General features: G+C 64.6%; 17 protein-coding genes. 15 read left to right on the top strand and 2 right to left on the bottom strand.

The window, feature by feature from the left end; genetic code table 11:
- Nucleotides 1-41 precede the first annotated feature (41 nt).
- The 14 genes from H5J25_RS07115 (at nucleotide 42) to H5J25_RS07050 (ending at nucleotide 13,558) form a co-directional block, all read left to right on the top strand.
- The gene (locus H5J25_RS07115) at nucleotides 42-989 is read left to right on the top strand and encodes an aspartyl/asparaginyl beta-hydroxylase domain-containing protein (protein WP_225883409.1); all 948 of its coding nucleotides are present in this window, start codon (nucleotides 42-44) and stop codon (nucleotides 987-989) included.
- Between the two features lie 201 nt (nucleotides 990-1,190).
- Nucleotides 1,191-1,766, top strand: a complete 576-nt coding sequence (locus tag H5J25_RS07110) for a NifU family protein (protein WP_202095335.1) — start codon at nucleotides 1,191-1,193, stop codon at nucleotides 1,764-1,766.
- Nucleotides 1,767-1,797: 31 nt separating this feature from the next.
- The gene (locus H5J25_RS07105; protein WP_202095334.1) at nucleotides 1,798-2,391 is read left to right on the top strand and encodes a malonic semialdehyde reductase; all 594 of its coding nucleotides are present in this window, start codon (nucleotides 1,798-1,800) and stop codon (nucleotides 2,389-2,391) included.
- Nucleotides 2,392-2,491: 100 nt separating this feature from the next.
- On the top strand, nucleotides 2,492-3,130 hold the full coding sequence (gene tsaB, locus H5J25_RS07100; RefSeq protein ID WP_202095333.1) for a tRNA (adenosine(37)-N6)-threonylcarbamoyltransferase complex dimerization subunit type 1 TsaB: 639 nt from the start codon (nucleotides 2,492-2,494) through the stop codon (nucleotides 3,128-3,130).
- The gene (locus H5J25_RS07095) at nucleotides 3,127-3,600 is read left to right on the top strand and encodes a GNAT family N-acetyltransferase (RefSeq protein ID WP_202095332.1); all 474 of its coding nucleotides are present in this window, start codon (nucleotides 3,127-3,129) and stop codon (nucleotides 3,598-3,600) included. The genes tsaB and H5J25_RS07095 overlap by 4 nt, the downstream gene beginning before the upstream one ends.
- Nucleotides 3,601-3,714: 114 nt before the next feature.
- The gene (locus H5J25_RS07090) at nucleotides 3,715-4,134 is read left to right on the top strand and encodes a MucR family transcriptional regulator (RefSeq protein ID WP_202095331.1); all 420 of its coding nucleotides are present in this window, start codon (nucleotides 3,715-3,717) and stop codon (nucleotides 4,132-4,134) included.
- Between the two features lie 100 nt (nucleotides 4,135-4,234).
- Complete coding sequence (locus tag H5J25_RS07085) at nucleotides 4,235-4,657, top strand: Fur family transcriptional regulator (protein WP_202095330.1); 423 nt, start codon at nucleotides 4,235-4,237, stop codon at nucleotides 4,655-4,657.
- A 48-nt stretch (nucleotides 4,658-4,705) separates the two neighbouring features.
- Nucleotides 4,706-5,569, top strand: a complete 864-nt coding sequence (locus H5J25_RS07080) for a lysophospholipid acyltransferase family protein (RefSeq protein ID WP_202095329.1) — start codon at nucleotides 4,706-4,708, stop codon at nucleotides 5,567-5,569.
- 112 nt (nucleotides 5,570-5,681) lie between these two features.
- Complete coding sequence (gene miaB, locus H5J25_RS07075) at nucleotides 5,682-7,013, top strand: tRNA (N6-isopentenyl adenosine(37)-C2)-methylthiotransferase MiaB (RefSeq protein ID WP_202095328.1); 1,332 nt, start codon at nucleotides 5,682-5,684, stop codon at nucleotides 7,011-7,013.
- A 304-nt stretch (nucleotides 7,014-7,317) separates the two neighbouring features.
- Nucleotides 7,318-8,313: a PhoH family protein gene (locus tag H5J25_RS07070; RefSeq protein WP_202095327.1), complete on the top strand. Its 996-nt coding sequence runs from the start codon at nucleotides 7,318-7,320 to the stop codon at nucleotides 8,311-8,313.
- A complete protein-coding gene (gene ybeY / locus H5J25_RS07065) occupies nucleotides 8,306-8,815 on the top strand; it encodes an rRNA maturation RNase YbeY (protein ID WP_202095326.1) in 510 nt (169 codons plus the stop codon). Before H5J25_RS07070 ends, ybeY begins: the two co-directional genes overlap by 8 nt.
- 8 nt (nucleotides 8,816-8,823) lie before the next feature.
- Complete coding sequence (locus H5J25_RS07060; protein ID WP_202095325.1) at nucleotides 8,824-9,735, top strand: hemolysin family protein; 912 nt, start codon at nucleotides 8,824-8,826, stop codon at nucleotides 9,733-9,735.
- Nucleotides 9,736-9,889: 154 nt separating this feature from the next.
- Nucleotides 9,890-12,136 (top strand): catalase/peroxidase HPI, encoded by a 2,247-nt coding sequence (katG, locus tag H5J25_RS07055; protein WP_202096093.1) that lies wholly within the window; start codon nucleotides 9,890-9,892, stop codon nucleotides 12,134-12,136.
- 93 nt (nucleotides 12,137-12,229) lie between these two features.
- Nucleotides 12,230-13,558: a PQQ-dependent sugar dehydrogenase gene (locus H5J25_RS07050; protein WP_202095324.1), complete on the top strand. Its 1,329-nt coding sequence runs from the start codon at nucleotides 12,230-12,232 to the stop codon at nucleotides 13,556-13,558.
- 67 nt (nucleotides 13,559-13,625) lie between these two features.
- Here H5J25_RS07050 and H5J25_RS07045 read toward each other — a convergent pair whose 3' ends face one another.
- Together H5J25_RS07045 and H5J25_RS07040 are read right to left on the bottom strand one after the other, a co-directional pair.
- Nucleotides 13,626-13,928, bottom strand: a complete 303-nt coding sequence (locus H5J25_RS07045) for a polyhydroxyalkanoic acid system family protein (RefSeq protein WP_202095323.1) — start codon at nucleotides 13,926-13,928, stop codon at nucleotides 13,626-13,628.
- Nucleotides 13,929-13,938: 10 nt separating this feature from the next.
- Nucleotides 13,939-14,355, bottom strand: coding sequence for a VOC family protein (locus tag H5J25_RS07040; protein ID WP_202095322.1), 417 nt, complete (start codon nucleotides 14,353-14,355; stop codon nucleotides 13,939-13,941).
- A 126-nt stretch (nucleotides 14,356-14,481) separates the two neighbouring features.
- On the opposite strand from H5J25_RS07040, the gene lnt reads away from it, so the two are divergent.
- Nucleotides 14,482-16,065 (top strand): apolipoprotein N-acyltransferase, encoded by a 1,584-nt coding sequence (lnt, locus tag H5J25_RS07035; protein WP_202095321.1) that lies wholly within the window; start codon nucleotides 14,482-14,484, stop codon nucleotides 16,063-16,065.
- The last annotated feature ends 52 nt before the right edge of the window (nucleotides 16,066-16,117 follow it).

Raw genomic sequence — 16,117 nt, 5'->3', positions numbered from 1 at the left:
ATGTTTTGGACCCATAGGATCGATACGGTCGTTCTTGCACGATGCGGGGGCGCGGGCCGCCGGAACGTGAGGATTACGGAAAAATGCCCGGCGGCGTCATGTTGCCGGGAACGAAGGCAGGAACCGACGTGACACTGCAAACCACCGCATCGTCCGAAATGTGTCGGGATTCGGGCAACGCGTCCGCCCAGGGCACGATCCGCGTCCCCGATCTGAATGTGATTTCCGGTGCGCCCGCCCCCGGTGCCCGCATGGAGGCGGAACGCAACCGCCCGTTCCTGATCAAATACGGTAAGCACCTGCGCAGTTTCTTCGACCGGCTGATCGCATCGTCGTCGCTGGTACCGAACGATCCCGTCCTCGACGTGCGTGAGTTCGCCTGGACCGCGATCCTGCGCGACAATTGGCAGGTGATCCGCGACGAGGCCGTCCGCGTCGCCATGCAGGGCGAAGCCGCACCCAGCCTCGCGACGATCTCCCCCGATCACCGCTCGATCGCGGAAATGAACAAATGGCGGTCCTTCTTCCTGTGGGGTTATGGCTTCCCGATCCACGACAACCTGGAACGCTGCCCCGAGACCGCGAAGATCGTCGAGCGGATCCCCGGCCTGAACAGCGCCTTCTTCTCGATCCTCGCGCCCGGTACGCATATCCCCGATCACCGCGGCGTGACGAAGGGCCTGATCACCTGTCATCTGGGCCTGATCGTTCCGCGCGACGGCGACGTCCGCATGCGCGTCGATACCCGCATCGTCCGCTGGGCGGAGGGCGAGACCCTGGTGTTCGACGATACGTACCAACACGAAGTGTGGAACGACACGTCCGGCACCCGCGTCGTCCTGCTGGTGCAATTCGAACGTCCCTTACGCAATCCGGGCAAGGCGATCGCCGGCTTCTTCCTGCGCGTCGTGCGCAAGTCGGCCTTCGTGCAGGAAGCGCGCAGCAACATCTCCAAGTGGAACGACGCGATGAAGGCGCTCGACGCTTAAAGCGTGCTATTGAGCCCCTCCCCTTCAGGGGGAGGGGTTGGGGTGGGGCAGTGCAATCTCATCGAGACAGCCGTTAGTTGATGCTGCACGGCCCCACCCCAACCCCTCCCCTAAATGGCAGGGGCTTTAAGGCACCACATAAACCGACCGTTTCCGCTCGAAACCTTGCGCACGCGCCCCGCCCGCGCCACATGCGGTCGCATGCTGATCGAAACTGAAACCACGCCCAATCCCGCCACGCTGAAGTTCCTGCCGGGCCGCACCGTCATGGATGCGGGCACCCGCGACTTCGCCACGCCGGAGGAGGCCGAGGCCAGCCCGCTCGCCGAGCAGTTGTTCAACCTTGGCGACGTGACCGGCGTATTCTTCGGTAGCGATTTCGTATCGGTCACGGCCGCGCCGGGCACCGACTGGGCGTTCCTGAAGGGCGACGTGCTTGCCACGTTGCTGGATCACTTTTCCGCCGGCATGCCATTGTTCAAGCCGAGCAACGCCGCCGGTTTCAGCGTCCCGACCGAAAGCGAGACCTTCGCCGAAAACCCGGAGGATGCCGACATCGTCGCGCAGATCAAGGATCTGATTGAGACACGCGTGCGTCCGGCGGTGGCGAATGACGGTGGCGACATCGTCTATCGCGGCTTCGATCAGGGCAAGGTGTATCTGAAGATGCAGGGCGCATGCGCCGGGTGCCCGTCGTCCAGCGCGACGTTGAAGAACGGCATCGAACAGCTGCTGAAATATTACGTGCCGGAAGTCACCGAAGTCCGCGCCGTCTGATCCCCACCGACTTCATTTCCGAGGTATAGCCATGACCGAGAAGCTGTCCGACGCGGCGCTCGATACGATCTTCCGTACCGCGCGCTCCTATAACGGCTATACCGATCAACCCGTCGCGGACTCCGACCTGCACGCGATCTGGGACCTGATGAGATGGGGGCCGACCTCCGCCAACCAGATGCCCGCGCGCCTCATCTGGGTCGTCAGCGACGAGGCGAAGCAGAAGCTGGCCGATTGCACCAGCGCGCAGAACGCGCCCAAGATCCTGAAGGCGCCGGTCAGCGTGATCATCGGCATGGATACCGAGTTTCACGAATACCTTCCCGAACTTTTCCCGCACACGGACGCCAAGGCGTGGTTCGACGGGAATGCGGAACTGCGCGCGGTATCCGCGATGCGCAATTCGACGTTGCAGGGGGCGTATTTCATCATCGCCGCGCGGGCGCTTGGGCTGGATACCGGGCCGATGTCGGGGTTCGACAATGGCAAGGTCGATGCGGCGTTCTTCTCCGAAACGCCGTCGGTGCGCAGCAACTTCATCTCCACGCTCGGCTATGGCGATCCGTCGTCTATCTACGAGCGCCTGCCGCGTCCGGATTTCGCGAAGTTCAACACGATCGCATGATCATGGGCGTCGGCGGTGCGCTTGTCGCGGCGCCGATCTGCGGTAAGGACGGCGCGAAGCCGGCACATGCCGGCCACGAACGGCTGGTGACAATTTCACGATGAAAATCCTGGTCATCGAAACCTCGACCGCCGCCTGTTCGGTCGCCCTGATCGGATCCGGCGCCGTGATCGCACGCCGGCACGAAGTCGTCGGACGCGGCCATGCCGAACGGCTCATCCCGATGATCGCCGAACTGCCGGATGGCGGGCGCGCCGACCATATCCTCGTCGATTGCGGCCCCGGCAGCTTCACCGGCGTGCGCGTCGGTATCGCCGCCGCTCGCGCGCTCGCGTTCGGATGGGGCGCGGAAGTCCGCGGCTATTCCACGCTTCCGCTGATCGCCGCTGCCGCCTTTGCCGAGCGGCCGGACCTGTCGGCGCTTGCCGTAATCATGGTGGGCGGGCACGGCGAGGTCTTCATGCAGGCGTTCACCAAAACCCCATTCGCCGCGACTGGGCCGTTCGCCTCGCTGCGTCCCGATGCCGCTTTGGCCGCATTGGAAGGCCGCGCCGCGTTCGGGACTGGCGTGCGTCATCTCGAATCGCTGGCGCCGGGCCTGGACGCCTTCGAAATGCTGCCCGACGCCGCGACTGCGATCCTGCTGGACGGCGATTTCGCGACCCTGCCCGCGCGTCCGATTTATGGTCGCGCACCCGACGCCAAACCGCCCGCCCCGCGGATGGGAGTTCCCGCATGAGCACCGTGCTGAACGTGATCGAGCTGCGCACCGGATCGACGTCCGATCTCGCTTTGGTCGAATCGCTGATGGCCGAATCGTTCGACCCCCGGTTCGGCGAAGCTTGGACGCGCGGCCAGTGCCTCGGCATCATGGCGCTACCGGGCGTGTGGCTGACGATCGCCTCGATTCAGGGTCAGCCGGCCGGCTTCGCTTTGTCGCGCCTGACCGTCGACGAGGTCGAACTGCTGTTGCTCGCCACCGCCCCGGCGATGCGGCGGCGTGGCGTCGCCGCGGCGTTGCTGCGCTCGGTCATCGGCGATGCGCAGGACAAGCGCGCGGTCGCGCTGCATCTGGAGGTTCGTGACGGTAACGAAGCGATCAAATTGTATCGCAATGCCGGCTTCGCCAAGGTGGGACAGCGGCGCGCATACTATCGCGGCACAAGCGGCTTAGTTTCCGATGCCTTCACCTATCGCCGCGAGCTTTGATGAGACCTGTATTCTTATCTTTTGTTACTTGCGTGGCCCGACCCATCGGCCGATAGGCTTGGTCACGGCTGCGCACGCAATGCAGCCGATAAAAAATGGGTCGAAGGAATTATAATGGATATGCATACCGATCTGCAGGATACGCTTATCGCGTTGACTGCCGATATCGTTGCGGCACACGTCAGCAACAACAGCGTCGCCGTCGCTGATCTCCCTGTTCTCATCTCGAATGTTCATGGTGCGCTGACCGGTCTCGGCAGCCCGACCGAGCAGCCCGAACTGCGTCAGGAACCTGCCGTTTCGGTGCGTTCGTCGATTAAGCCGGACTTCATCGTCTGTCTCGAGGATGGCAAGAAGTTGAAGATGCTGAAGCGTCACCTGATGACTCACTATCAGATGACCCCGGAGCAGTACCGCGCCAAGTGGAACCTGCCCGCCGACTATCCGATGGTCGCACCGAACTATGCCGAGCAGCGTCGCACCCTGGCCAAGAAGATCGGCCTGGGCACCACGCGTCGCAAGGCTACGCGCTGAGACGGATCCGCCCTTCCCCGGATGCGGGGAAGGGCGATACGGCGCTTATTGCGAATCACTCTTCGCTTTATCAATAAGCTCGAAGCGCCTACACGGGGGCATGGCCCGCAAAATCGATCTCGAAGCCCTTTGCAACGAAAAGGGTCTGCGCATCACCGAGCAGCGCCGCGTCATCGCGCGCGTGCTATCCGAAGCCGAAGACCATCCTGATGTGGAAAAGGTCTACGAACGCGCCAGCGCGATCGATCCCGGCATCTCGATCGCCACCGTCTACCGCACTGTCCGCCTGTTCGAGGAAGCGGGCATCCTGGACCGGCATGATTTCGGCGATGGCCGCGCGCGGTACGAACCCGCGCCCGAGGCGCATCACGATCACCTGATCGATGTCGAGACCGGCAAGGTGATCGAATTCGTCGATCCGGAGTTGGAACAGTTGCAGAAGGCGATTGCGGAACGTCTCGGCTTCCGGCTGGTCGATCACCGCATGGAATTGTACGGCGTGGCGCTCGATCGCAAGCCTTGATCCCGTGCCGCATGTCCGTCCGCGCGCCGCTCGGTCGGCGCACGTGACATGACCCTGCCCCCTGAGCAGCGCGCAGCGATCGCCGCCGGGACGCCGCTGCCGATCGATGCCGCCGGAACGTTCCGTCTCGTCATCCGCGCGACCGGCCTGCTGCTCGCGCTGATGCTGACCGTTCCGCTGCATTTCCTCTGGCGGCTGCTGCGAATGTCATCACCTTGGCCGAGGATATTCCTCCGCTGGACCGGACGGCTCGCGGGTGCGCGGGTGTCGCGAGTCGGGGTGCCGTTGCGGCGCGACGTCTTCTATATCTCCAACCATATCAGCTGGATCGATATCCTCGCCATCGCCGGGCAAAGCGGCAGCGCGTTCGTCGCCAAGCAGGAGATTCGCGAGGCCCCCGTGGTCGGCTGGCTCTCGACGCTCAACCGCACGGTGTTCATCAAGCGCGAGAACCGGCTGGGCGTGGCGGAGCAGATCAACACATTGCGCGACGCGCTGGAGGATAACTGGTCGGTCACCGTCTTCCCCGAAGGCACGACGACCGACGGGCATTCGCTGCTGCCGTTCAAGACGCCGATGCTGCGCGTTCTGGAGCCGCCCCCGCCCGGCGTGATGGTCCAGCCGGTGCTGCTGGATTATGGCCGCGCGGCGGAGGAGATCGGCTGGGTCGGCGACGAAACGGGCATCGACAATGCGAAACGGATCATGGCGCGCAAGGGCAATTTTCCGGTCCGCGTGCATTTCCTCGAACCCTTCTCCCCCGCCGACTTTCCCGGCCGAAAGGCAATCGCTGCGGAAAGCCGCCGGCGTATCGAGCAGGCGTTGGTCGCGACGCTAGGCAAACCGCTCCGCCCGTTCGCCTATCTGCCGGTCGATCCTCCCCGGCACGGGGAGGTGGCAGCCAAAGGCTGACGGAGGGGCCTCTCCCCAAACGTAAAGCTCGCGTCACGCCCCCCTCCACCATTCGCCGAAAGAGGCGAATGGTCCCCTCCCCGTACCGGGGAGGATTTGCTACAGGCCCCGCATGAAATCCTCTCCCAAGACCTTTGCCGTCAAATCCTTCGGTTGCCAGATGAACGTCTATGACGGCGATCGCATGGCGGAACTGATGGCCGCGCAGGGCCTGACCCCCGCCGACGCCGCCGACGCCGATCTGGTCGTGCTCAACACCTGCCACATCCGAGAGAAGGCGACGGAAAAGGTCTATTCGGACATCGGCCGCATCCGCAAGGACGCGGGCAAGCAGGGCCGCGCGCCGATGATCGCGATCGCCGGATGCGTCGCGCAGGCGGAAGGCGCGGAGATCGTCCGGCGCGCCAAGGTTGACGTCGTGGTCGGGCCGCAAGCCTATCACAACCTGCCCGATCTGGTCGCGAAGGCCGCGCGCGGCGAGGCTGCGCTGGACACAGACATGCCGGTCGAAACCAAGTTTGGCCACCTGCCCGCACGCCGTCGCGTGCCGCCATCGGCGTTCCTGACCGTGCAGGAAGGATGCGACAAGTTCTGCACCTATTGCGTCGTCCCCTATACCCGCGGCGCGGAAGTCAGCCGTCCGTGGGGCGCGATCGTCGACGAGGCGCAGGCGCTGGTCGATGCCGGCGCGCGCGAGATCACGTTGCTTGGCCAAAACGTCAACGCCTGGACCGGCACCGATGCCAGGGGCCGGGACGGCGGGCTGGATGCGCTGATCCGTGAACTGGACACGGTGCTCGGCCTCGCGCGGATCCGCTACACGACCAGCCATCCCAACGATATGACGCAAAAGCTGATCGACGCGCATGCCGATGTCGAGAAGCTGATGCCGTTCCTGCACCTGCCCGTACAGGCGGGCAGCGACCGCATCCTGAAGGCGATGAACCGCAGCCACAGCCGCGATTCCTACCTGCGCATTCTCGATCGCGTCCGGGCCGCCCGTCCGGATATCGCGCTGTCGGGCGACTTCATCGTCGGTTTCCCCGGCGAGACGGACGCCGATTTCGCCGAAACGCTCAGCCTGGTGGACGCGGTCGGCTATGCCCAGGCGTTCAGTTTCAAATACAGCCCCCGCCCCGGCACCCCCGCCGCCGGCATGGACGACCAGATCGCGCCGGAGGTGATGGACGACCGCCTGCAACGCCTGCAGGCCGCGCTCAATCGCGATCAATCCGCGTTCAATGCCGGCGTCGTCGGGCGGACGTGCGACGTGCTGATCGAACGCAAGGGCAAGCTGCCCGGCCAGATGCTCGGCAAGTCGCCCTGGCTGCAATCGGTGCACCTGATCACCGACGCGGGGGTCGGCGACATGGTCGAGGTCGATATCGTCCGCGCCGATCCGAATTCGCTGGCGGGTATGGAACGGGTCAAGATCGCGGCCTGAGCGCTCCCGCCTCCCACATCCTCTCTCCGTTGGCAGAACGGTAGATCCGCGCCATCTTGAAGTCCCCCTCCCGCTCCCCAAATATTCACCGGCGCCACCAAATCGCGCTGTCCTACTTGCCGCCCCTCTGTCACACTCATCGGTGGATGCAGCCGACTCGTCTCTCCAGCCAGATGCGCGGAACCGACCGCAGCGATTGCCCGTTCCGATGGGGCAACAGGGCCGTACGTAGCGTCAACTTCGTCAACTTGAACACTTCCGCGACTCGCGTCGCCACCCCCGTCCTGCCTTCAGAAGGAACCGCATGAGCCGCAAGCCAGTCCCCGCCCAATCCGGTGAACGCAGTCGCGCGGAACTGGTCTTCGATCGACCCCAGCTCATGTCCCAGCTTTTCGGCGAGTTCGACCAGAACCTGCTGCAACTCGAAAGCCGGTTGGGCGTCTACATCACCGCACGCGGCAACAAGGTCGGCCTCGAAGGCCGGGCCGAGGCGGTGGCCGAGGCGCGCGACGTATTGCAGGGACTCTACAACCGCATCTCGCGCGGCGAGCGGGTCGATCAGGGCATGGTCGACGCGGTGATCGCCATGTCGGTCGAACCGACGCTTGCGGGGATCATCGCGGCGGATTCCGGCGCGCCCAGCGTCATGATCCGCACGCGCAAGAAGACGATCGTGCCGCGCACGCTCGCCCAGGCGCATTACATGCGCGAACTGGTCAATAACGACGTGATCTTCGCGCTCGGGCCGGCAGGTACGGGCAAGACCTATATCGCCGTCGCTCAGGCCGTGTCGCAGCTGATCACCGGGAGCGTGCAGCGATTGATCCTGTCGCGCCCGGCGGTCGAGGCGGGCGAAAAGCTCGGCTTCCTGCCCGGCGACATGAAGGAGAAGGTCGATCCGTATCTTCGTCCGCTCTACGACGCGCTGAACGACTGCCTGCCCGCCGAACAGGTCGAACGCCGCATCATGTCGGGCGAAATTGAGATCGCGCCGATCGCCTTCATGCGCGGCCGCACGCTGGCCGACGCTTTCATCATCCTGGACGAGGCGCAGAACACCACGCCCGCGCAGATGAAGATGTTCCTGACTCGCTTCGGCGAGAACAGCCGCATGGTCGTGTGCGGCGATCCGAAGCAGACCGATCTGCCCGGCGGCATGAACGCATCCGGCCTCAACGACGCGGTCGTCCGGCTGGACGGCGTCGAGGGAATCTCGATGTGCCGCTTCGGTTCGGGCGACGTCGTGCGTCATCCGATCGTCGGTCGCATCGTCGAAGCCTATGAGGGCGTCGATGCTTGAGACCGCCTTGTCGATCGAACCCGTCTGGCCGGATACGACCGATTGGGAGGCGCTCGCCTTGCGGGCCGCGTCGGCCGCGCTGGAGCGAACGACGCACGGCGAATGGCTGACGCTGCCGGTCGGGATCGAGATATCGATCCGACTGACCACGGACGACGAGGTCCAGACGCTCAACGCGCAATATCGGCAGAAGGACAAGCCGACCAACGTGCTGAGTTTCCCGATGGTGCAGCCCGACCTGCTCGACGGAATCGCCAATACCGATGATGGCGAAGTGCTGCTCGGCGACATCGCGCTGGCCCGCGGCGTGTGCGAACGCGAGGCGGCGGAGAAGGGAATTTCGGTCGAGGATCATGCGACGCATCTGATCGTGCATGGCACGCTGCACCTTTTGGGCTATGACCATCTGGAGGATGGGGAAGCCGATGCGATGGAAGCGATCGAGATCGATGCGCTGGCCGCGCTCGGCCTTTCCGATCCGTATCTGATACGTGAGGACTGAAACGGTATATGCCCGAGGGGGACAGTAGCAGCTTCGCTGCGGAGGGGTCGAACGAGACCAGTATATGGCGCGGCCTGAAGGCGATGATCTTCGGCCAGCCCGGCGACGAATCGCTCCGGCATCAGCTGGAAGAAGCGATCGACGCGCATGAGGACGATCCGGCGCCCGACGCGAAGGGCGATCTGTCGCCGATCGAACGCACTATGGTGCGCAACCTGCTTCATTTCGGCGAACGCGATGCGGGCGATGTCGGCGTGCCCCGCGCCGATATCGTCGCGATCGAGGAAAAGACGCCCTTTGCCGATCTGGTGAAGATCTTCGCCGAGGCGGGGCACAGCCGCCTGCCCGTCTATCGCGAGAAGCTCGATACGATCATCGGCATGGTCCATATCAAGGACGTGTTTGCGATCCTCGCGACCGGTGCCGCGCATCCCGAAACGCTGGATGCACTGATCCGGCAGCCCTTGTTCGTACCGATGTCGCGCGGCGTGCTCGACCTGCTTGCCGACATGCGCGCCAGCCGGGTCCATCTGGCCGTGGTCCTCGACGAATATTTCGGCACCGAAGGCCTGGTGACGATCGAGGATCTGATCGAGGAAATCGTCGGCGATATCGAGGACGAGCATGACGACGCCCCGACCGCGTTGCTGATCCCGCTGGACGGTGGTGCGTGGGACGCCGATGCCCGCGTCGAACTGGAAGATGTCGGCGAAACCGTCGACCCGCGACTGGCCGAGGTCGATGAAGATATCGACACGCTGGGTGGTCTCGCCGCGCTGCTGGCCGGGCATGTGCCCCAGCCGGGCGAATGTCTCGATCACAAAAGCGGCTGGAAATTGGAAGTGACGGAGGCGGATACGCGCCGTGTTCATCGCCTCCGCCTGCATCCGCCTGTTCCCGAACCGGAATCGGAGGATTGACCGCCACTGATCGATTTTGCCGCTATCTGCGATCACTTTAACTCATGGTGTAAATCAATGCCCGATGAGGCATGGTCTTTCCAAGAGATTGCAGAGCGGCCCCAGCCGCCCGAGCGATTCACGAGACCCGCCCCCCTTTCAAGGAGCCAGGATGATGGACGCAATTACCGAAGGCAGCCCGCTTAGCGATCCGAACAAGGAGCCGGCCGCGCTGCGCACGTTGCTCGGCCGCACCAATCGCGACTGGTGGCCGAACCAGTTGAGCCTCGAAATTCTCCAGCAGAACGGCCTGTCGGGCAATCCGATGGGCGACGACTTCGATTATGCCGAGGCGTTCAAGTCGCTCGATTACGACGCCGTGAAGCAGGATCTGGTCGCGCTGATGACCGACAGCCAGCCGTGGTGGCCAGCCGATTACGGCAATTACGGTCCGTTCTTCATCCGCATGGCGTGGCACTCGGCCGGCACGTATCGCACCGGCGACGGCCGCGGCGGTTCCTCGTCCGGCTCGCAGCGGTTTGCGCCGCTCAACAGCTGGCCGGATAACGGCAACCTCGACAAGGCGCGCCGCCTGCTCTGGCCGATCAAGTCCAAGTACGGGCAGAAGCTGAGCTGGGCCGATCTGTTCATCATGGCCGGCAACGTCGCGATCGAAAGCATGGGCGGCCCGGTGTTCGGCTTCGGCGGCGGTCGTCAGGACGTGTTCGAGCCGCTGAAGGACATCTACTGGGGCACCGAGGAGGAATGGCTCGGCGCGACGCGTATCGACGAGGAAGCCAGCAAGGCGCTGGAAAACCCGCTCGCCGCGATCCAGCTCGGTCTCATCTACGTCAATCCCGAAGGTCCGGGCGGCTGCCCCAACCCGCTCGGCTCGGCACGCGACATGCGCGAGACGTTTGCGCGCATGGGCATGAACGACGAGGAAACCGTCGCACTGACCGCTGGTGGCCATACGTTCGGCAAGGCGCACGGTGCGGGTGATGCCTCTTTGGTCGGTGTCGAGCCGGAAGGCGCGGACATTGCGACGCAGGGCCTCGGCTGGGTCTCCAGCCATGAGAGCGGCATGGGCGATCACACGATCACCAGCGGCATCGAAGGTGCATGGACGCCGACGCCGACGACGTGGGACAACACCTATTGGGACATGCTGCTCGATCACGAATACGAACTCGTGAAGAGCCCCGCCGGCGCGCATCAGTGGCAGCCGGTCGGCAATCCCGAAGAGACGCTCGCGCCCAAGGCGCACACGCCCGGCGTCAAGGTGCCGACGATGATGACCACCGCCGACATGGCCCTGAAGAAGGACCCCGCATACCTCGAAATCAGCAAGCGCTTCCGCGACAATCCCGACCAGTTCGCGGATGCCTTCGCCCGGGCATGGTTCAAGCTGACGCACCGCGACATGGGTCCCCGTGCGCGGTATCTCGGCCCCGAAGTTCCGGCGGAAGACCTGATCTGGCAGGATCCGATCCCGGCGGCGGACTATCCGCAGATCGACGCGGGCGACGTACCGGGTCTGAAGCAGGCGATCGCCAATTCGGGCCTGTCGGTCGCGGAACTGGTGACGACCGCTTGGGCGTCTGCCTCGACCTATCGCCAGTCGGATCACCGTGGCGGCGCGAACGGCGGACGCATCCGGCTCGCCCCGCAAAAGGATTGGGAAGTCAACCGTCCCGATCAGCTTGCCAAGGTGCTGGGTGTCTATGAAGGCATCAAGGCGGACTTCGACGGCCAGGGTGCGAAGAAGGTTTCGATCGCCGATCTGATCGTGCTCGGCGGATCGGTCGGGATCGAGGCGGCGGCGAAGGCGGCCGGTTCGTCGATCGAAGTGCCCTTCACCCCGGGTCGCACCGATGCGAGCGCCGAACAGACCGATGCCGAAAGCTTCGACGTGCTCGAACCCAAAGCGGACGGTTTCCGCAATTACCTGTCGGTCAAGTTCAGCGTGCCGACCGAGGAATTGCTGGTCGATCGCTCGCAGTTGCTCGGGCTTAGCTCGCCCGAGATGACGGTACTCGTCGGTGGTCTTCGCGTTCTGGGCGCGAACCATCCGAAGGCAGAGAAGCACGGTGTGTTCACCGATCGTCCAGGCCAGTTGACCAACGACTATTTCGTCAACCTGCTCGATATGCAGACCGCGTGGAAGCAGCTGAGCGACGATAGCGACGAAGAGTATCTCGGCACGCTGCGCGAAACCGGCGAGGAGAAGTGGACCGCATCGCGCACCGATCTGGTGTTCGGCGCGAATTCGCAGCTTCGTGCATTGGCAGAGGTCTATGCAAGCGGCGATGCCGGCGACAAGTTCGTCAAGGATTTCGTCGCCGCCTGGACGAAAGTGATGAATGCCGACCGGTTCGACATAGCGTCGGGCCACGTTCGCGGCGAAGCTGCCGTAGCGTAAGGCGATGTCCCACCGTCACCCCGGCCCGGCCGGGGTGACGGATACGGGCCACGCCCCATTGCCGCTTATCCCTGCGCGACTTAGGTAGGGACAATGCGCAAACATATCCTCATCATCCTCGCCATCCTGATCGTGATAGCCGGAGGCGTGATCTTCTATCTGACCCGCCCGGACGTCGCGCAGGTCGATTTCGCCGCCGTCACCGGTGCGCAGCCGAAGCTGGTCCAGCCCCGCGCGCAATTGCTGCCGACCGTCAAGGTTGCCGACGCGATCGGGTGGAAGGACGGACAGAAGCCGATCGCCGCCGCCGGATTGAGCGTGGCGCCGTTCGTCACCGGCCTGGATCATCCGCGCTGGCTGTACCGCCTGCCCAATGGCGACGTGCTGGTTGCCGAGAGCAATTCGCCACCGCGCAAGGGCGGCGGGATCACCGGTTGGGTAATGGGCGTGCTGATGGGGAAAGCCGGCGCCGGCGTGCCGTCCGCCAACCGAATCACGCTCGTTCGCGACAGCAATGGCGACGGGGTTGCCGAGAGCAAGTCGACCTTCATGATGGGCCTCAACTCGCCATTCGGCATGGCGCTGATGGGCGACTGGCTGTACATCGGCAACACCGACGCGCTCGTCCGCGTACCGTACAAGACCGGCGATACGGCAATCACGGCCAAGCCCGAGCTGGTGGTGAAGCTGCAGGGCGGCGGCAATCACTGGGCGCGCAACGTCATCGCCGATCCCGATGGCAAGACGCTGTACGTGACGGTCGGTTCGTCGAGCAATATCGGCGAAAACGGCATGGACCGCGAGAAATATCGCGCCAACATCCTTCAGGTCTATCCTGACGCGAAGACGTTCCGCGTCTACGCGGCGGGCCTGCGCAATCCCAACGGCCTCGCCTTCGAACCCCACAGCAAGCAGCTTTGGACCACGGTCAACGAACGCGACATGATCGGATCCGATCTCGCGCCGGACTATATGAGCCAGATCGAACTGGGCGATCACTTCGGCTGGCCGTGGTATTATTGGGGCGGCTATCCCGACAAGCGCGTCGAGCCCACCAATCCCGCCTTGCAGGAATATTCGAAGCGCCCGGACTACGCCCTCGGCCCGCACGTCGCGGCGCTCGGCCTGGCATTTGCGGGCGATGCGAAGCTCGGTGCGAACTTCGCGAACGGTGCGTTCGTCGGCGAACACGGATCTTGGAACCGGTCGCCGGTATCGGGCTACAAGGTCGTTTACATCCCGTTCGGCGCCAATGGCTTCCCGGCGAAGGGTGCCAAGCCGGTTGATGTGCTGACCGGATTCCTGAACACGGCGGGCGACGCGCAGGGAAGGCCAGTCGGCGTGATCACCGACGCGAGCGGCGCGCTGCTCGTGGCGGACGATGTCGGCAACGTGATCTGGCGGGTGACGCAGGCCCGGTAGTCACCTCTCCTGGCCGTTCTCCCTGAGCCTTCCCAAATGGCAGGCTCAGGGCGAACGGAGACGGTTCCTACTCCAGCAACTTAGGAGCGTCCTTGGCGAGTTTCGCGCGGATCTTGTCGGCGAACAGCGCCAGGAACGGCGGCAGGTCCACCACCGCGTGCACACGGTCTTCGAAAACCTCCACGCTGCTTGCAACGCGCTGACCCATTCCTTCGATCGTGAAGTGCAGCGTGTCCCCATCCCAACGGTGATCCGCAACGACGCCGCCCGGAACGACCCCGGCGATCTTGCCCACGCCCCGGTCCAGCTTGGCCCGTACCGCGTCGCGCCCTTGCTTGTGCGGTATGTCCATCGTGATCGGCTCGGTCATCAGGTGTCCTTCATGTCGCAAACAGCATCGCGTCATCCGCAAACGCCTTGAACTCCAAGGCGTTGCCCGATGGGTCGCGAAAGAACATCGTCGCCTGCTCGCCCGGCTGCCCCTTGAAGCGGATATGCGGCGCGATGCCGAACGTTATGCCCGCCGCCTCCACTCGTGCCGCCAGCGCCTGCCAGTCCGGCATCGTCAGCACGACCCCGAAATGCGGCACGGGCACATCGTGTCCGTCGACCGGATTCGACACGACGACGGACTGCGCCTGCGGATCGAGATGCGCGACGATCTGATGGCCGAACAGATCGAAGTCGATCCAGCGCTCGCTGCTCCTGCCCTCCGCACACCCCATCACGCCGCCGTAAAAGGCGCGCGCCGCGGCGAGATCGTGGACGGGAAAGGCGAGGTGGAATGGGCGTATCATCCCGCAGGAATAGCGGTCGCACCGCCGCACGTCACCCCGCACTTGTCGCGCTGACCCACGCACCGCATATGCGGTCCCGATGCCGATGATGCCGTTCGCGCAAACCGGCAATGTGTAAGGAAGACCTTGGTCGATACGAATTCGAGCGCCGCGACACGCTTCGCTCCTCTCCTGTCGCTCGCACTCGGCGCGCTGTCGGCGACCGGGTTTGCGCCGCTCGACTGGTGGCCCGTCACGCTCGTCTGCCTCGGCGCCTGGTTGTGGCTGGTCTATGATGCGCGCACCCTGCGGCAGGCGCTGTTTCGCGGCTGGCTGTTCGGCGTCGGCCAATTCACAATCGGCAATGTGTGGATCCAGCGGGCGTTCACGTTCCAGGATACGATGCCGCACTGGCTGGGCTATGGCGCGGTCCTCCTGCTCGCTTTGTATCTTGCGGTCTATCCGTTGCTTGCGGCGGGCTTTGCATGGCGACTGGCAAGTCCGCGTTCGGCCGGGGACGTCGGGACCCCGCCCGGCGCTGCGTTCGCGCTGGTATTCGGCGCGGGCTGGGCCGTTACCGAGTGGCTGCGCGGAACGATGTTCACCGGCTATCCGTGGAATCCGCTAGGGATCATCTGGCTGCCGGTAACGGGCGTCGCCAACGTGGCCGCCTGGGTCGGCACCTACGCTTTGTCCGGCCTCACGATTGCCGCCGCAGGACTGATCCTGCCGCTCCTATGGAGGCGGTGGAAGCCCGCGCTTCTCGCGATCGTGCCGCTCGCTTTGCTTGCGGTTGTCGGTCTTGCCAATTCACCGGTGCCGACGGCTTCCACCGCCGCCACGCCGCGCGTTCGCGTCGTCCAGCCGGATCTCGATCAGGAGGAACGCCCGCAGGACGACTATGCCGAGATGAACCTGCAGGCGCTGCTCCGGCTGAACGGCAAGCCCGGCCCCGCGCCCCGCCTGATCGTCTGGCCAGAGGGCGCCGTGCGCTTCATGCTGGAGGACGGCTATCCGCCCGAAGCCTATTGGCAAGGCTATGCCGCAACCGCGCGTCGCCGGATCGCCGCTTTGCTCGGCCCGAGCGACGTCGTGCTCACCGGCGGCAACGCGATCCAGTTCGACCGCCGCGGAGAGATGGTATCGGCAACCAATTCCGTCTTCGCGATCGACCGGTCGGCACGCATCCTCGGCCGCTACGACAAGGCGCATCTGGTGCCCTATGGCGAATACCTTCCGGCCCGCCCCTTGCTCTCCCGCATCGGCCTCAACCGCCTCGTCCCCGGCGACACGGATTTCATCGACGGTCCGGGCCCGCGCGGGCTGACCCTGCCCGCCTTCGGGACGATCGGCATGCAGATCTGCTACGAGATCATCTTCTCGGGCGAGGTCGTGGACCTGGCAAAGCGCCCGGCGATGCTGTTCAATCCGTCGAACGATTCCTGGTACGGCCCGTCCGGCCCGCCGCAATTCCTCGCGCAGGCACGATTGCGGGCGATCGAGGAAGGACTGCCGATCATACGCTCCACGCCCACGGGCATATCCGCGATCATCGCCGCCGACGGCCGGCTGCTCGCGACGGTGCCGAGCGACACATCGGGCGCGATTGAACTGCCGATGCCCGCCGCGCTTCCGCCGACAGTGTTCGCACGCGCCGGTAACTGGATGGTGCTCGTCGTAGCGGCCATGCTGATGTCGTTCGCAATTGCCTTCCGTCGCCGGCGAGGCTAGTGCCGGTCATATAAGGAAAGCTTTATATGCGGCGCCGGCCCCGATCGGCCCG

The sequence above is a fragment of the Sphingomonas aliaeris genome, from assembly GCF_016743815.1.
Taxonomy (GTDB): Bacteria; Pseudomonadota; Alphaproteobacteria; order Sphingomonadales; family Sphingomonadaceae; genus Sphingomonas; species Sphingomonas aliaeris.
The sequence above is the reverse complement of the archived record's forward strand: the minus strand, read 5'-3'. Positions and strand labels throughout refer to the sequence as shown.

Bases quoted from the DNA above. Each gene is read 5' to 3' on its own strand.
- H5J25_RS07115 (WP_225883409.1), top strand. From the start codon at position 42: ATGCGGGGGCGCGGGCCGCCGGAACGTGAGGATTACGGAAAAATGCCC.
- H5J25_RS07110 (WP_202095335.1), top strand. From the start codon at position 1,191: ATGCTGATCGAAACTGAAACCACGCCCAATCCCGCCACGCTGAAGTTC.
- H5J25_RS07105 (WP_202095334.1), top strand. From the start codon at position 1,798: ATGACCGAGAAGCTGTCCGACGCGGCGCTCGATACGATCTTCCGTACC.
- tsaB (WP_202095333.1), top strand. From the start codon at position 2,492: ATGAAAATCCTGGTCATCGAAACCTCGACCGCCGCCTGTTCGGTCGCC.
- H5J25_RS07095 (WP_202095332.1), top strand. From the start codon at position 3,127: ATGAGCACCGTGCTGAACGTGATCGAGCTGCGCACCGGATCGACGTCC.
- H5J25_RS07090 (WP_202095331.1), top strand. From the start codon at position 3,715: ATGGATATGCATACCGATCTGCAGGATACGCTTATCGCGTTGACTGCC.
- H5J25_RS07085 (WP_202095330.1), top strand. From the start codon at position 4,235: ATGGCCCGCAAAATCGATCTCGAAGCCCTTTGCAACGAAAAGGGTCTG.
- H5J25_RS07080 (WP_202095329.1), top strand. From the start codon at position 4,706: ATGACCCTGCCCCCTGAGCAGCGCGCAGCGATCGCCGCCGGGACGCCG.
- miaB (WP_202095328.1), top strand. From the start codon at position 5,682: ATGAAATCCTCTCCCAAGACCTTTGCCGTCAAATCCTTCGGTTGCCAG.
- H5J25_RS07070 (WP_202095327.1), top strand. From the start codon at position 7,318: ATGAGCCGCAAGCCAGTCCCCGCCCAATCCGGTGAACGCAGTCGCGCG.
- ybeY (WP_202095326.1), top strand. From the start codon at position 8,306: ATGCTTGAGACCGCCTTGTCGATCGAACCCGTCTGGCCGGATACGACC.
- H5J25_RS07060 (WP_202095325.1), top strand. From the start codon at position 8,824: ATGCCCGAGGGGGACAGTAGCAGCTTCGCTGCGGAGGGGTCGAACGAG.
- katG (WP_202096093.1), top strand. From the start codon at position 9,890: ATGGACGCAATTACCGAAGGCAGCCCGCTTAGCGATCCGAACAAGGAG.
- H5J25_RS07050 (WP_202095324.1), top strand. From the start codon at position 12,230: ATGCGCAAACATATCCTCATCATCCTCGCCATCCTGATCGTGATAGCC.
- H5J25_RS07045 (WP_202095323.1), bottom strand. From the start codon at position 13,928: ATGACCGAGCCGATCACGATGGACATACCGCACAAGCAAGGGCGCGAC.
- H5J25_RS07040 (WP_202095322.1), bottom strand. From the start codon at position 14,355: ATGATACGCCCATTCCACCTCGCCTTTCCCGTCCACGATCTCGCCGCG.